Source organism: Pontibacter sp. E15-1, assembly GCF_022601975.1.
Classification (GTDB): Bacteria; Bacteroidota; Bacteroidia; order Cytophagales; family Hymenobacteraceae; genus Pontibacter.
This window is the reverse complement of record NZ_JAKVIR010000007.1, coordinates 77,485-93,118: the sequence shown is the minus strand read 5'-3', so window position 1 is coordinate 93,118 and position 15,634 is coordinate 77,485. Positions and strand designations below refer to the sequence as shown.

Genomic DNA, 15,634 nt, shown 5'->3' with positions numbered 1-15,634 from the left:
AAAAAGGATAGAAACAATATGAAAAAATATTCTAAAATATTATTAGCAGCACTCGGTCTGTTCACTTTTGTAAGCTGCGAAGATGTGCTTGACGTTGAGCCAACTACTGCCATTGAGGCAGAGGGTTCCGTAGTTGATTTTATCACACTAGATAGATCAACCCTTGGAGCGTATAGCGCCTTGCAGTCCACCAACTATTATGGACTACGCTATCTGTTGTATCAAGGCTTATATGCAGACGACATCTCTTTCTCTGGCACTTTTACGACCGATAGAGAAGTAGCCAGCAAGCGGATTAATTCATCTAACCTGCAAATTGCTAATACGTGGAGCAGTATCTATACCGCTATCAACCGAGCTAATATCGTGATCCGGGATGCGCAACGCTTAACCAATATCTCTGATGAGCAACGTAACCAGATTATCGGTGAAATGAAATTTATCCGTGGGTTGGCTCATTTCGATTTGTTGAAGGTTTACGGAGGGGTTCCTGTCGTAACAACACCCACTACCAGCATCGAGGAAATTCAGTTATTGCCTCGTGCAACAGAAGCACAGGTGTACGAAGCCATTATTGCTGATTTGCAGGATGCGGAAACTAAGCTAGAAGGCATCACCCAGATTCAGCGTGCCAGTGAATATGCACCAGTAGCCTTGCTGGCCCGTGTTTACCTGCAGCGAGGTAACTATGCAGAGGCTGCAGCAAAAGCGACAAAGGTAATAGAAAGTGGGCAATTCGAACTGTTAGATGATTTTGCCACGTTATTTACTAACGAAGGAAACGATGAGTCAATTTTTGAATTAGACTTTACAATGAATGACGCTAACGGTTTAGGCACAGCTTCCGACCCTACCTCATCCGGGCAACGTTTTTATGTCAGCGCAAACGCTTATGCCGCCTTAGAGGCATCAGCCAATGAAGGTGACGAACGTTTTGAAGCAACTACGACCATACAGCGAAATCGACGCAGGCTCATAAAATACGATGACGTATCCAATAACGCCGACAACGTTATTGTAATTCGTTTGGCTGAAATGTTCCTGATCAGGGCAGAAGCTAATGCGAGAATGGCGAGCGGATCTGAAGCAGCTAGCAGCAGCGTACTTTCCGACATCAACATTATTCGTGAAAGAGCGGGCTTGATGACGGTAGAAGACATCTCAAATGCTGAAGCGCTTCAGGAAATACTTGAGCAGCGACGGCTTGAATTTGTAGGAGAAGGCCTCCGCTTTATGGACCTAAAACGCTATAATCTGACCTGTGATTTATTAGAATTCTGTGAAGATACCGGAGAGACTTTCCGAAACTTATGGCCGATTCCGTTACAGCAGATAGAGGTAAACCCAGGACTCACTCAAAACCCAGGGTACTAGTATAAACTAAAATCCCCCATCTAAAAGGGCTCTACAAGAGAGCCCTTTTATTTTCCCATAAATAACTAAACTTTTAGTTGTTAAACTAAGTAATTAGTTATACATTCACAGAGCAAAATTTTTAAGCACATACGCATGAAAGAACTGACCAAGGCCGAGGAGGAGATTATGCAGGTGCTCTGGAAGCTGGAGCGGGCATTTGTCCGGGATATACTGGAGGAGTTGCCCACACCGAAGCCAGCCTACAACACCGTCTCCACCATCGTGCGCATTCTGGAGAGCAAGGGCTTTGTGGGCCACGAGGCGTTTGGCAAGTCGCACCAGTACTACCCGCTGGTGGCCCAGGACACGTATAAGCGCGACTTCCTGAAGAACTTCATGAGCGGCTATTTTGGCGGATCGTTCGAGAAGCTTGTCTCGTTCTTCGCCCAGGACAACAACCTGAACGTGCAGCAACTCGACCAGCTGCTGCAACAGGTGAAAGAGGACATCGACTCAAACCCAAAAGACACGCCAGATGGAGACCCTGCTCAATCTCATACTTAAATCAGGCCTGGGGCTGCTTGCGCTCTATGGGTTCTACGTTGCGCTGTTGCGCCACGAAACCGACTTCCGGTTTAACAGGCTATACCTGCTGCTGGCACCGCTGGTGGCGCTAGTGCTGCCGCTGCTCCGGTGGCCCAGCTTGTTCCAGCCCGATACCGGAATAGAAAAAACGCTCCAAGCCATACAGTTGGCGGGGGTGACTATAACCGCAGGCAGCCAAACGACTGTGGGTATATTTCCGGCCCTCTCCCACGTGGCGTTAGGCCTATACCTGGCGGTGGCTTTCCTGCTGACGGTAAAACTGCTGAGACAACTCTGGCAGATCCATCGCCTGAAAGCCCAGGCAACATACCGGGAGCAGACCCCGGATGCGGTTCAGATCTTACAGCTTGAGCGGCCCTATGCCTCCTTCGCCTTTCTGCGCACCGTCTTTTTAGGGGAGCAAGGTCCGCTGAGCGCGGCTGAAAGGCAACAGGTGCTGACGCATGAGCTTGCCCACGCGCGCCTGGGCCATACCTACGATATTCTGTGGTATGAGCTCCTATCCATTGTCCTGTGGTTCAACCCGATTGTGTGGCTGCTGAAACAGGAACTCCGAAACCTGCACGAGTTTCAGGCCGATGCCCGCGTACTGGAACAGCATCAGGCCCAACCCTACCGGTTGCTTCTCTCCAAAGAGGTGCTCCTCAACATGGGGCTCCCCATAGGCAGTCACTTTCAGAAGCCGCAGGTACTCCAGCGCCTGCACATGCTCCAGCTGCACGGAAAACAGCCGAACTGGGGAAAGCCGCTCCTCGTGCTGCCGCTGGTTGCAGCGCTGCTGTTCACGCTCTCGTCACGGCCAGTAGCCGGGAATTCCTTTACGCAACGCACCTTAAAACCAGTACCTGCTCAGTCAGGCAAAATGCCCATCCTGAAAGGAGACACCACAGCCAATATGCCGGTTGCTATACCCTTGCCCAACGAGGACATGCCAAATGGCTTTAGGCCTAAGCCTTATACCTATGTGGAGCAGATGCCGCAGTTTAAGGGCGGGGAAGGAAAGATGCTGGAGTTTTTGGGCACCGCGATAAAATACCCTGAAGCGGCTTCGGAAGCGAAACTTGAAGGTATTGTTGTGGCAAGTTTTGTGGTGCAGGAAGATGGCCGCTTAACTGACGTCCAAATTATAAAAAAACTGGGTATGGGCACCGACGAAGAGGTTATCCGGGTGGTGGAGCTGATGAACGGGAAATGGGAGCCCGGCAGGCAGAGCGGCAAAGCGGTTCCTGTCCGGTATACCCTGCCCATCCGCTTTACCTCAAGATAAAATAGCCTTTTCTAGTAGTTTTTAGCCCGGTATAAAACCTGGCCGAATATCGTATTGCCTGAAAATTTCATTCTCAAACCTAGAAAAAACCGTTATGAAAAAGCTTATCGCAACCCATGCAGTGCTTATTACCCTCTTGATGGCGACCTCCTGCTCTACCGAACAAGACCCTGTGATGGAAGTACAGAAACAGGAAACCGTTGCAGACAAGCATGACGCCTCCGCCAAACCCTACACGTATGTGGAGCAGATTCCCGTTTTCAAAGGTGGAGAGAATGCGATGCTGGCATTTCTGGGAAGCAACATCAACTACCCGAAGGCGGCGAAGAAGGCAGGCGTGGAAGGAATCACTGTCCTTTCGTTTGTCATCAACACGGATGGCAGCGTATCCGACATACAGACTGTGAAAAGTCTGAGCCCAGAGACAGACCAGGAAGCCGCCCGGGTTGTGAAACTCACCAGCGGCAACTGGACACCGGGGCGGCAGGATGGCAAACCGGTGCCAGTGAGGTATACCCTGCCGGTGCGCTACACCATCAAATAGCATGGCCTCTATTTGGCTGTTATACCTTTGTTCTAGAGCCACCAGGTCCACTTCAACCAAAAGTCCCGTTTGCGCACACCTGAAAAAGGGCCTCCGCAAACGGGACTTTATACTTTATTTGCAGCAGAAAAAAGACCTTTAAAAATCCCAGTTCTCGTTTAGCATGGCGATAGCGTGGTGCGCGGTCATATCGAACTGGCAGGGTACAATAGACACGTAGTTGTTCACCAGCGCCCACTCATCAGTGTCCTCACCCTTGTCGAAGTTCACGAAGCTGCCCGTCATCCAGTAGTACTTTCGGTTCCGCGGGTCCAGGCGCTCGTCAAACTCCTCCTGCCACTTGGCATGGGCCTGCCGGCATACCTTAATGCCTTTTATCGGCTGTTCGCTCTTCTTGGGCAGGTTCACGTTCAGGGCCGTGTTCTCGGGTATGCGGTGCTGCAGGGCCTGCCGGATAATCAGCTCCACAAACTCCTCGGTATGCGAAAAGTCGGCCTCATGCCCATAGTCGCAGAGGGAGAACCCGATGGAGGGAAGCCCCTCGATGGCCGCCTCGATGGCCGCCGACATGGTGCCGGAGTACAGCACGCTGATGCTGGAGTTGGAGCCATGGTTAATGCCGCTCACCACTAGGTCGGGGGTGCGCTCTTTCAGCACGTGGTGCTTGGCCAGTTTCACGCAGTCGGCGGGTGTGCCAGAGCACTCATACGCCTCCACGTTCAGGTCCTCGAGGGCGATGGATCTGTCCAGGCGCAGCGTGTTGCCAATCGTGATGGCGTGCCCCATGCCCGACTGCGGCCCATCCGGCGCCACCACCACAACCTCCCCTATCTTCATGGCGACCTTCACAAGCGTCCGGATGCCCGGTGCGGTAATGCCATCGTCGTTTGAGACCAGAATCAATGGTTTAGCCATCTTAATAATTTTAAGTTGATGTATGATAAAATAAACGAATCCTCAATTCGTGCTAATATACTACAACCTGCTTCTACGCTACAAGGTTTATACTCAATAAAGATTTGACTGAGAGATGACGCTGCTACGAAATATCATTTATGCCATATTACTGGGAGTGAGCATGGCCGCCTGCCTCTCCCAAAACGACGAGGCCGCCACAGAGAGCCGTGCACAGGAGGAAGCTGCCGCTGCCACTGAACTGGAGGTGCAGCCCGCCCCTGACCCCGCCCTGCTGATCATAGAAAAAGGCCGCGTAGGGGACGTCCGGTTGGGGATGCCGCTGGAGGAAGTGCGCCAGCAAGTGGCCCTCGGCACCGTGGTGACGGACACCCTCCTGCAAATGGAGGGCACCGCCTCCACCGCCTACCTGCTGCGCACTGACAGCCAGAAAAAGGGCCTGCTGGTAGAACAGCACTGTGAGCCGAGGTGCACGGTATGGCGCATCAGCGTGCTCGGCCCAGATTTCAAAACCTCCAAAGGGATTGGCGTAGGCTCGAAATACAGCGAGGTGAAAGCGGCATACCCCATCGGGGTGGTGGCTTTTGAGGGAGGCAATTTTGTGGCAGTGTCAGAAGAGCTGGGGATGAGCTTTGTGCTGGACCACACCCAGTTGCCCCAGGATTATAAAGAACGCGGCAAGTATACGCCAGAGAATATCCCTGCCAATACGCTGGTAAAACGCGTGCTATTATATTAGTATCTTGCGATATTGAACACAATTACGTATTATTGCTTCTATGGCATTATTCCGTTCAGACTACTCTTACAGAGCATTCGGTTTGCTGCTGCTGCGTATCGGCATTGGCACTATGTTCATCCTGCATGGCTGGCCCAAACTGGCTGGCGGCATCGAGCTTTGGGAAAACCTCGGCAAGTCGATGGAGGTGGTCGGGATTGATTTCGCCCCTGCCTTCTGGGGGTTTATGGCCGGGTTTTCGGAGGCTGCCGGTGGGTTGCTGCTGGCGCTTGGCCTCTTCTGGCGCCCTGTCTGCCTCCTGCTCTTCATCACGATGGTGGTGGCCACGTTGCGCCACGTTACCGGCGGCGACCCTTTTAACGCCTACTCGCATGCGCTGGAGGCTGCTATTCTGTTTTTTGCGTTTCTCTTCATCGGCCCCGGTGGCTATAGCCTCGACAGAAAGCTTTTCCCGAGCGATAAGTACCGCAGCAGGTTTAACCGGATTGTGGTCTAAACTTTGAGCATGTTTAAATTTCGTTTTTGGAAGCGAAATTTAAACATGCTCTTACCCTGCAACCGCAGCATACAGCCCTGGTCTTGAGCCAGGGCTTTTTTTTTGCCCTCCCATACCATCCCCTGCCCCGATTTATACGGGGTACTGCTTCCTTCAAAACCCAACCCAGAATTCCTATATTTGCACATCTAACCTATCTATACCCATACCCATGCTCCTGACACTCCTGCTTTCCTTTCTGCTGGCATCTGACAGCCCCGGCCAAAGCAAACCCGACCTGAAAACACCCTACGAAAAAGGGAACGGCAACCAGACCGCCACATACGCCGAGGCCATCGAGTGGTATGAACGGCTGGATGCTGCCTACGAAGAAGTGAAGATGATGCCTATGGGTATGACGGACGCGGGCCGTCCGCTGCATCTGGTGGTTGTCTCTACTGATAAAGATTTCGACCCTGCCTCGCTCCACCAGAAAGACAAGCGCATCTTGCTCATTCAGAACGGCATACATCCCGGCGAGCCTGAGGGTATAGACGCCACAATGCTGCTCGTGCGCGACTACCTGCAGGATAAAAAACGCCGCAGGCAACTGGACGACGTGGTGCTGGCGATTATCCCGGTGTATAACATCGGCGGGGCCCTGAACCGTAACAGCCATACCCGCACCAACCAGAACGGGCCGGAAAGCTACGGCTTCCGGGGCAACGCCCGCAACCTCGACCTGAACCGCGACTTCATCAAAACCGATTCCCGAAATGCCCGGACCTTTCATGAGATTTTCAGGGAGTGGGACCCGGATGTGTTCATGGACAACCATACCTCCAACGGGGCGGATTACCAGCACGTGATGACGCTGATCGCGACGCAGCACAACAAGCTGAACCCGACGCTGGCCAGCTACCTCTCCGGTAAAATGGTACCTGCGCTCTATGCCGGCATGAAAAAGGACAAGTTCCCGATGGTGCCCTATATGAACCATGCCGGCGACACCCCCGATGATGGCATCATTGGCTTTATGGAGTCGCCGCGCTATGCCACCGGCTACACCGCCCTGTACAACACCCTCGGCTTCGTGCCCGAGACGCACATGCTGAAACCGTTTGGCCAGCGGGTGCAGGCCACTTACAAACTGATGGAGAACATGATCGAAACCGTGCACCGCGACGCAAAAGAGATCGGCGCGCTGCGGGCGCGGGCAAAAGAGCAGACGCTGCAACAAAAAACGTTTCCGCTCAACTGGCAGCTGGACACCACGCAGGTCAGCCAGATTCCGTTTTTGGGGTATGCGGCCAGGTATAAGCCCAGCGAGGTGAGCGGCCTCGACCGCCTTTATTACGACCGCGCCGCGCCATACAGCAAAATGATCAATTACTACGATACGTTTGTGCCAACCGTGACCGTGGAAAAGCCGGTGGCCTATGTCATACCGCAGGCCTGGGGCGAGGTGATTGATCGGCTGAAAACAGATAAAGTGCAGCTGCGGCAACTGCAAAAGGATACGATCCTGACACTCGACAGCTATTACATCACAGACTATAAAACCGGCCAGCGCCCTTACGAGGGCCATTATTTGCATGCCGAGGTGCAGGTGGAAACCCGCCGCATGCCGCGCCAGTTCCTCGCCGGAGACTACGTGGTATACCTCAACCAGCCCGCCAACCGCTTTGTGGTGGAGGTGCTGGAGCCGCAGGCCGTGGACTCCTACTTCAACTGGAACTTCTTCGACTCGATTCTGATGCAGAAAGAATACTTCTCCAGCTACGTGTTCGAGGACCTGGCCGCCAGCATCCTGAGGCAGAACCCACAGTTGCGCCAGCAGCTTGAGGCCCGCAAAAAGCAGGACCCGGACTTCGCCCAAAACGCGCGCGCGCAGCTGGACTTTGTCTACAGAAATTCCCCGCACTACGAACCCACGCACAACCTATACCCTGTGGGCAGGCTGATGCAGGAGGTGAAGCTGCCGCTGTAGGCATGGCAAGAGGGGTATGGCTTCGCCTTTACCCCTTGAAAGTCGGCTTGCAGTTACAAGACCGAAAAAGGCTGCAAATCCACCGCCTGGGTGGCTTTGCAGCCTTTTCGCTTACCGGCGTCCCGGTTACGGCGCGACGCCAGCGCATGTGGTCTTATACATCCACGGAGTCGTACACGACTACCTTCTCCCAGAGGTGCGCATAGTTCTCCACGAACTTCAGGTGGATGGGGTGCTTCTGGTATACCTCTTGATCTTCCAGGCTGTCAAAAAACATCAGCTCCGAAACCTGATAGCCCCGATCGATCACGTCGCGGTTTGTGGAGGCGGGCTCGCCGATGCGTAGCATTTGGACGGCTTTAATGGCCTTCAGCGTGCTGAGCCCCTCAATGAGCTTGGCTTTGTCGGCGGCGGATGCCGGGTTTTTAAGCCAGAAGAAGACGTGATGCACCAACTTGCCTTTTTTGCTGTGCTTGCCCCTGTCAGTGGCGGGCATCAGGCCGAAGAACCCGGCGATAGAGAATTTGGCACTGTTGCCAAGGAACAGTCTTCTGGATAGTTTTTTCATATAAATAAACGATTTCTGTTTTAGCGCTATTAGCTCACGTGCAGGCTTGCTTTCCGGCTACTCGTCGCCATCCTGCATGGGCAAATGCGCCGGAAGTTACTCATTTATCTTGAAATCAGCGTAATGCAGCTGGCGCGCCCGCGCGGTATACCGCACATTTCGGGCGCACTTGCCGCCCCATACCGCCCCGTTATACCCGGACGTGCATCGGATACAGGGAGGCAAGTTCGGCGTGGGCTGCCTCCACTTCCGCCGGAATGGGTATGGCCGTGATGTAGCCCTTGCCTTTTGGCCCATAGCCCGCGGCATCGTTGCGCAGCCTCGGTATTTCCCCTAACACCAGAGAGAGCAATCTGTCCAGGTCACAGAATTCACGGTGTGCGGCAGTGGCGTAAGCAAGCATCCCCTCCTTACTTTGCAGCAGCGGGACAAAAGCCGCATAGCTGATAAACCGAGCCCCAGCGTATTGCCATACCTTCTCAAACGAGGCCTGCGATCGGCGCTGCAGCACGGGGTCCTGCAGCAGCAGTATGGATTCCGGGGTTTTCTGAAGTTTCTTCAGCACACGGAGGGCTTGCCGGGCATTGTCCCCGCAGTTCGTGGAGTGGTTCTCCAGCAGGATAGTTTCTGGCGATACCTGCAGATGCTTTGCCAGCAAGTCCTGCAGCATGTCTGCCTCGGGCCTGCCCCCTACAGCCACGTCGTTGTAGCGTGGGTGCTGCCTGATGTTCGCCTCCAGAAAGTGCGTGGAATGCCCGATACCGCCACAGATCATCATCTCCTTTGCCAGCCCAAAGCGGTATGCCCGGGCAGCCTGCTCCGCTACGAAGAGGCTGCTGTTGCCGAGCAAAATCAACAAATCGACCTGCTGCAGGTGGCAATCCGTCTGCAGCGCCTCAGCCGTTAGGTCGCGCAAATCCCGTCTGGCCAGATAGCGGATCAGGGTATTGAGTAGGGAGACGCGGTGTTGGTCTGCCGGTATAGCCATACGGGTTAAAACAGGGTCAGCAGGTCAGCAAACCGGTCGATGTACCGCTCGGTCGCGGGCACCTCCCCGAAGCCGTAACGGGCATATATAAACGGCACGCCCGCTGCCTGACTGGCCTCGAAATCACCCGCTGTGTCGCCCACATACACGGCGGCTTTCAGGTTATTCCGTTTGATCACAGCCTCTATGTTCTCCCCTTTCGGCCTGTGGTTATCCCCGTAACAGGCATGGTCGGTGAAGAAGCGCTGCAACCCGTGAAACGCCAGAAAATCGTCGATGTAGCCCAGCTGGCAGTTGCTCACGATAAAAAGCTTGTACTTTTTCTGGAGCTTCTCCAGCGTTGCCTCCACCCCCTCGTACAGTTTGCCTCCTTTTTCCCGCAGGTTTTCCATCTGCAGGCGGTCGCTGAGTTCTTGCAGGGTTTGGCGCTGCTGCTGGCTCAGTTCCGGGAAGAGCTTCTCGTAAATTTCGTCGTGCGGCATGCCGGCCACCCCGCGCACATCGTCGGCTGTCAGCTTGTGGTCAACAAAATCAAACTGGTCGATGGCGGCGTTCCAGGCCTCGGCAATGGCGGGGGTGCAGTCCCAAAGTGTGCCGTCGAGGTCGAATATAATGGCGTCGGTTGTATGGTTCATATGTCTTTTAACAAGGGGTGTTGCCCGGTATGAAAGTTTGAAAATGTGCCCGCCGGAAGCCGTCGAAGAAGAAATGCGCTCTCATACAGCGGGCCTTCGGGCAAGTAAAGCTGGTTTGGGCGTATACGTCGGCTAGCAAACTGTTTTATACCCTCTCCGCCTGGCTGCAAAGGTAAGCCATATTCCAGAAGCAGCCTTAAGGCATACCGCTTAAAATCAGGAGTCGCTGTTACAGTGCAGCCACCAGTTCCCGTAGCCGCTCCGCGTTTAAAACGGCATTGCCCACTATCGTGTTGTTGAAAAACACCCATACCTCCCGGCCGTCCAGGAGCCAGTCGTGCACCATCAGGGCGTAGCGCTCCAGCTGCTCGTCGGTATAGGCGGAGGCATACAGCTTTTCGTCGCCGTGCAGGCGCAGGTATACCGTGTCGGTGGTCGTGGTTTCGAGGCTTGGGAACCGCTTGCCGGCGCTGAGGATCACCCACGTGATGGCGTGCTCCCGAAGCAGGTTCTGCGCCTCTTCCGTAAACCAAGAGGCGTGCCGTACCTCCAGGGCAAACACAGGGTCAGGGTATCTCGTCCGGAGCATCCCGAAAAAATCTGCGGCCACCCCAAAGTCAAAGTGCAGGCTGCCGGGCAGTTGGATCAGCACCGGCCCCAGCCTGCCCTCCATCGCCAGAAAGCGCGACATGAACTTCTCCAGCGGTTCTTCCACATCTACCAAGCGCCGCTTATGGGTTACCTCCTGATGCATTTTGGCTGCAAACCGAAAGGAGCCAGGGGTTTCTGCCAGCCACTTCGCGATGGTTTTGGCCATCGTAAAATGGTAAAAGCTGCTGTTGAGCTCGGTCGTGTTGAAGCGGGTGGCGTAGTATGCCAGGCGCTCCGCCGATTTCATCCCCTCGGGGTATAGCACGTCCGGCCAGCGGTAGCTCCACCCGGATGTGCCGATGTATAAATTGTCGTTCTGTTCCATAGTTTAAAGCAAGTTTACATTTCGCTGCCAAAAACGAAATATAAATAGGCTCTTACGCAGTACGTGGGCGCGCCTCCGGAGATAAAGTTTTTATTTCCATCGCCTGTTCCCTATATTCGGACAGCTAAACGGCGGCACACTTAACCAACACTCGTGGCAGACATACTGGACATCAAGCATCTCTCCAAGCGCTACGGCTCCATCCAGGCCGTGGACCAGCTATCGATACAGGTGGGGGAAGGGAGCATTTACGGCTTGCTGGGCCCAAACGGCAGTGGCAAAACCACCACACTGGGCATGGTGCTGGATGTGATCCGCCCCAGCTCGGGCAGTTTCACGTGGTTCGGGCAGCCCATCAGCCGCGACACCAAGCGGCGGGTAGGCGCCCTGCTCGAGACCCCTAACTTTTACCCCTACCTCAGCGCCCGCAAAAACATGCAGATTGTGGCAGATATAAAGGGGGTTAGCCCACAGAAAATAAATGCCGTGCTGAAGCTGGTCGGGCTGGAGCTCCGGATGCATACCACTTTCAAGGGGTTCTCGTTGGGGATGAAGCAGCGCCTGGCCATAGCCGCCGCCCTGCTAAACGACCCGGAGGTGCTGGTGCTGGACGAGCCCACGAACGGCCTGGACCCGGAGGGCATCGCGGAGGTGCGCGAGCTGATCCTGAAGATAGCCGCCGAAGGCAAAACAATAATCCTGGCCAGCCACCTGCTGGATGAGGTGGAGAAAGTCTGCACGCACGTGGCGGTGTTGCAAAAAGGGGCGTTGCGTGCCGAAGGCCCCGTCAGCACCATCCTCTCTGCCAAAGACCAGATCATCGTGAGCGCAACAGATATGGCGGAGATACTGCGGGTGCTGCCCCAACTGCCCTTCGTAGAAACCTATACCCCGGAGCGCGATGTGGTATACCTCACGCTGAAAGAGGGGTATGGCAGCGCGGATGTGAACAAGGCCATGTTTGCGGCTGACATCGTCCTGTCGCAGCTCTCGGTAAAGCGCAAGAGCCTGGAGGCGCAGTTTCTGGAAATCATAAAACAACCATCCTGATGAACTTACTCCGCATTGAGCTGCACAAATATATGTCCTACCGCACGGTATGGGTCATCCTGGCGATCTTCGTCTCTGTGTTCCTCCTGATCCTGTATGCCAGCAGCAAAGTCACCATCAACGGCAAGGAACTGGGCGAGGACATGTACCACCTTCCGGAACTCTGGCACCGTCTGACCTATATCGCCAGCTTTTTCAACCTGCTCTTCGGCATACTCCTGATTGTGCTGGTGACTGATGAGTATACCTTCCGGACCCTGCGGCAGCAGGTGATCGACGGCCTCTCGCGTATGGAACTGGTGCTGGCAAAGTTTTACGTGGCGCTGGCGCTCGCGGTCTTTGGCACGTTGCTGCTGTTGGTGCTGGGCCTCTACTTCGGCCTGATATACAGCCCCGACAGCTCCTTCAGCGCTATTTTCGGGCAGATGGATGCGCTCTCCTACTACTTTGTGCAAGCAGTGGGCTACATGACGCTGGCCATGCTCTTTGGGTTTGTGATCAGGAAAAGCGGTTTGGCCATCGTGGCGTTCATCATCTACTCCAAAATCGTGGAGCCGATCATCCAGCTGCGCCTACCCGACACCGTTGACGAGTACCTGCCCATGAAAGTGCTCGGAAGCCTTACCCCGATGCCCGGACAGGACCTGCTCGACCAGCTGACTGCGCCTACCCAGATGCTCTCGCCGGCCTGGGCCGCGCTGCCCGCTATCGGGTACATCGTGCTGTTCTGTCTGCTCAGTTACTATACCCTGAAACTCCGCGACCTGTAGCACTTAGAGTGAGTTGTAGTAGTTGACGATGGCCACCAGCCTGTGGGGATACTCATAGTCCAGGTTGTGCTTTTTCACGAAGCTCTTCACCTTCCTCGACTTTTTGCCGAACAGCCGGTGCAGGTCTTTCCGCAGGTTGCGCAGCGTCACCACTTCCCCGTTGGGGAGCAGCATGTAGTATCGGTTTGGGGCATACCCTAATGGCGTATTGTCCTGCGTGTATGTACTGACGGTACTGAAGCTATGCTGCTGATTCGGCTGGTCAATCGCGTTCGGGTTCCGAATCAACGGCATTTCCCGGCGCATCAGCGTGTAACTGCCCTCGTTTAGCTGCTCAAAAAAAGCTGGCTTTTTAAAATCAGAATGGTCGCGGCCCATGTCCCAGGACAGCGTCCGGAACAGGGTGGTTTTGCCGCTGAGCTGTTCCCTGGTAATAAAATACTGCACATGCACCGGCGTGTAAAAGTTACTGCTGCCGTCGGGTTGCTGCACATAGATCAGGTCCTGTGATCGGTAAAGGGTTAGTGAGCCAGAAACGGTGTCTCCGCTCCAAAGCACCACCTTGCTTCCTGGCCACCACGACGTTTCGTCCCGATTATCCTGGTGCTGCGCCTGCAGCGGAAGAGACATATAAAAAATCAACACTACTGCGCTTATAAAACGCGCTCCAACTCCTAAATTCCCTCTCATCACAAAATAGCGTTATGTGTTCTACATCTTCTTTATCTATTTTTAAGGATTTAACCTGCTAAAGTTTCTTATATACAAAAGTTTATACCTTTAGAACAATAGCGAGCATCTATTTCATAGGAAATTGTCCATCAGCGGTTTAACCTCTTCACGCCCGCACTATCCTGTACAGGGTGTGTTATGCTGATTTTTCACGAAGCTGTGATACAACCATTCTCAATCGACAAGCAGGTATAAACTTACGGTTCAGGAAGTGAAATTATCCTCCTGTGGGTATGGACTCTCTTTGTAAGGGTTAGGGATTGGTTACCACTACTGCACAAGCTCTTATATATGCGCAAAATCTGTTTGATACGGGTATAAATCCTGCAGACAGACGAACCTGCCAGAGTCACGCCGTCATCATGCCACTAATGGGAGTTGCACTAAGAGCATGTTTAAAATTCATCTTTTGGGCTGCAAATTGTTCATAAAGGAACCTGACTTCGCCTTTTTATCACCCCATAGCGCTGCTATGCGGCTCAAAAAACGCTTCGCCAGAACCCTTGCTGAACAATTCTCGCTTCCAAAAACGAAATTTAAACATGCTCTAAAGCAAAAAAGCCCTTTGCCAGGAGCAGTTAGCTGCTGGCAAAGGGCTGTAAAGGCTCGGGCAAGCTTGTGGCAAAGCCCGCGTATATAAGCAGGTATAAATTTCGTTTTTGAGCGCAAAATTTATACCTGCCCGAAGGAAGAACCTTACTGCTGGTTCAGGTTCGATTGGTGCCGGATGGTGTTTGCCTGGTGCTTCACGGTCACGTCTTTCATGATATCGTGGCCCAATTTGTCGCGCTTTGTGGTCAGGTAGCGGTGGTTGTGCTCGTTCGGCGAAATCTCAATCGACACCGTGTCCACAATCTCGAGGCCATACCCCATGAGGCCCGAGCGTTTTTTCGGGTTGTTGGAGATCAGGCGCATTTTCGTCACACCCAGGTCACGCAGAATCTGTGCGCCCACGCCATAGTCGCGTTCGTCCATGGCAAAGCCCAGTTCCAGATTCGCCTCCACCGTGTCGCGGCCCTGCTCCTGCAGCTTGTAGGCTTTCAGCTTATTGATCAGGCCAATGCCGCGGCCTTCCTGGTTCATGTATACCACCACGCCCTTGCCCTCTGCCTCGATCATGCGCATGGCCTCATGCAGTTGGGGCCCACAGTCGCAGCGGCACGACCCGAAAATATCGCCCGTAACGCAGGAAGAGTGCACCCGCACCAGAACCGGCTCGCCTTCCTCCCAGGTCCCTTTCACCAGGGCCAGGTGCTTGGCACCCGAACTGCGCTGCGTAAAGGCATATAGGTCGAAGTTGCCGAAGTCTGTCGGCATCTGCACGGCAATCTCGCGGTCTATCAGGCTCTCTTTCTGCAGCCTGAACTTGATCAGGTCTTTGATGGAGATCAGCTTCAGGTTAAAGCGGTCTGCCACTTTAAACAGATCGGGCAGGCGCGCCATGGTGCCGTCCTCGTTCATAATCTCTACCAGCACCCCGGCCGGCGACAATCCCGCCAGTCGTGCCAGGTCCACAGCCGCCTCGGTATGGCCCGAACGGCGCAGCACGCCTTCTTTCTTCGCTTTCAGCGGAAAAATATGGCCTGGTCTGCCCAGCGCGTGCGGGTCTGTGACGGGATCTACCAGCGCCTGTATGGTTTTGGCCCGGTCGGAGGCGGAGATGCCGGTCGTGCAGCCGTGCCCGATCAGGTCGACAGACACGGTGAACGGCGTGGCGTGCAGGGCCGTGTTGCGCCCCACCATCAGCTCAAGCCCGAGTTCGTCGCAACGCTCCTCTGTAAGTGGGGTGCAGATGAGGCCCCGGCCGTGCGTGGCCATGAAGTTCACAATCTCAGGAGTGACCTTTTCGGCAGCGCAGATAAAGTCGCCTTCGTTCTCACGGTCGTCATCGTCAACTACAATCACCACCTTGCCCTGGCGGATATCCTCAATGGCGGCGGCAATGGCGTCTAAAGGCCTGTCCTCATTTGTTGTATTGGATTCCATGCTATGTATTTTATGCCTGAGTTGCCTGTGCAGCCCG

The 15,634-nt window shown here is 54.3% G+C and carries 16 protein-coding genes; 9 read left to right on the top strand and 7 right to left on the bottom strand.

The genetic code is table 11. The features are described from left to right. Positions 1–18: 18 nt before the first annotated feature. The 4 genes from MKJ04_RS06385 (at position 19) to MKJ04_RS06370 (ending at position 3,773) form a co-directional block, all read left to right on the top strand. A complete protein-coding gene (locus MKJ04_RS06385; protein WP_241640432.1) occupies positions 19–1,374 on the top strand; it encodes a RagB/SusD family nutrient uptake outer membrane protein in 1,356 nt (451 codons plus the stop codon). 135 nt (positions 1,375–1,509) lie between these two features. Continuing rightward, entirely contained in the window at positions 1,510–1,920 is a 411-nt protein-coding gene (locus MKJ04_RS06380; RefSeq protein WP_241640426.1) for a BlaI/MecI/CopY family transcriptional regulator, read from the top strand. Then, positions 1,892–3,229 (top strand): M56 family metallopeptidase, encoded by a 1,338-nt coding sequence (locus MKJ04_RS06375; RefSeq protein ID WP_241640425.1) that lies wholly within the window; start codon positions 1,892–1,894, stop codon positions 3,227–3,229. Before MKJ04_RS06380 ends, MKJ04_RS06375 begins: the two co-directional genes overlap by 29 nt. Positions 3,230–3,323: 94 nt before the next feature. Then, entirely contained in the window at positions 3,324–3,773 is a 450-nt protein-coding gene (locus MKJ04_RS06370) for an energy transducer TonB (RefSeq protein WP_241640424.1), read from the top strand. Between the two features lie 138 nt (positions 3,774–3,911). On the opposite strand, the gene surE is transcribed toward MKJ04_RS06370, so the two are convergent. After that, positions 3,912–4,688, bottom strand: a complete 777-nt coding sequence (gene surE / locus MKJ04_RS06365) for a 5'/3'-nucleotidase SurE (RefSeq protein ID WP_241640423.1) — start codon at positions 4,686–4,688, stop codon at positions 3,912–3,914. Between the two features lie 115 nt (positions 4,689–4,803). Between surE and MKJ04_RS06360 the strand changes: the two genes are divergently transcribed. From MKJ04_RS06360 to MKJ04_RS06350, 3 genes are all read left to right on the top strand, one after another. Beyond that, positions 4,804–5,427, top strand: coding sequence for a mechanosensitive ion channel protein MscS (locus tag MKJ04_RS06360; RefSeq protein ID WP_241640422.1), 624 nt, complete (start codon positions 4,804–4,806; stop codon positions 5,425–5,427). Positions 5,428–5,467: 40 nt separating this feature from the next. Continuing rightward, positions 5,468–5,923, top strand: coding sequence for a DoxX family protein (locus MKJ04_RS06355; RefSeq protein ID WP_241640421.1), 456 nt, complete (start codon positions 5,468–5,470; stop codon positions 5,921–5,923). 211 nt (positions 5,924–6,134) lie between these two features. Beyond that, positions 6,135–7,892, top strand: coding sequence for a M14 family zinc carboxypeptidase (locus tag MKJ04_RS06350; RefSeq protein ID WP_241640420.1), 1,758 nt, complete (start codon positions 6,135–6,137; stop codon positions 7,890–7,892). A gap of 154 nt (positions 7,893–8,046) precedes the next feature. Here MKJ04_RS06350 and MKJ04_RS06345 read toward each other — a convergent pair whose 3' ends face one another. The 4 genes from MKJ04_RS06345 to MKJ04_RS06330 form a co-directional block, all read right to left on the bottom strand. After that, entirely contained in the window at positions 8,047–8,460 is a 414-nt protein-coding gene (locus MKJ04_RS06345) for a Dabb family protein (RefSeq protein ID WP_241640419.1), read from the bottom strand. Positions 8,461–8,650: 190 nt separating this feature from the next. Next, entirely contained in the window at positions 8,651–9,448 is a 798-nt protein-coding gene (locus MKJ04_RS06340) for a YdcF family protein (RefSeq protein ID WP_241640417.1), read from the bottom strand. A 5-nt stretch (positions 9,449–9,453) separates the two neighbouring features. Then, entirely contained in the window at positions 9,454–10,083 is a 630-nt protein-coding gene (locus tag MKJ04_RS06335; protein ID WP_241640416.1) for an HAD family hydrolase, read from the bottom strand. Positions 10,084–10,312: 229 nt separating this feature from the next. Beyond that, positions 10,313–11,059 (bottom strand): DUF72 domain-containing protein, encoded by a 747-nt coding sequence (locus MKJ04_RS06330; RefSeq protein ID WP_241640415.1) that lies wholly within the window; start codon positions 11,057–11,059, stop codon positions 10,313–10,315. A 153-nt stretch (positions 11,060–11,212) separates the two neighbouring features. Here MKJ04_RS06330 and MKJ04_RS06325 point away from each other — a divergent pair, with 153 nt between their 5' ends. Both MKJ04_RS06325 and MKJ04_RS06320 read left to right on the top strand, forming a co-directional pair. Then, the gene (locus tag MKJ04_RS06325) at positions 11,213–12,109 is read left to right on the top strand and encodes an ABC transporter ATP-binding protein (RefSeq protein ID WP_241640414.1); all 897 of its coding nucleotides are present in this window, start codon (positions 11,213–11,215) and stop codon (positions 12,107–12,109) included. Next, positions 12,109–12,879, top strand: coding sequence for an ABC transporter permease (locus MKJ04_RS06320; protein WP_241640412.1), 771 nt, complete (start codon positions 12,109–12,111; stop codon positions 12,877–12,879). The genes MKJ04_RS06325 and MKJ04_RS06320 overlap by 1 nt, the downstream gene beginning before the upstream one ends. 3 nt (positions 12,880–12,882) lie before the next feature. On the opposite strand, the gene MKJ04_RS06315 is transcribed toward MKJ04_RS06320, so the two are convergent. Both MKJ04_RS06315 and MKJ04_RS06310 read right to left on the bottom strand, forming a co-directional pair. Beyond that, entirely contained in the window at positions 12,883–13,509 is a 627-nt protein-coding gene (locus MKJ04_RS06315; RefSeq protein ID WP_241640410.1) for a hypothetical protein, read from the bottom strand. Positions 13,510–14,307: 798 nt separating this feature from the next. After that, a complete protein-coding gene (locus MKJ04_RS06310) occupies positions 14,308–15,597 on the bottom strand; it encodes a bifunctional 3,4-dihydroxy-2-butanone-4-phosphate synthase/GTP cyclohydrolase II (RefSeq protein WP_241640409.1) in 1,290 nt (429 codons plus the stop codon). Between the last annotated feature and the right edge of the window lie 37 nt (positions 15,598–15,634).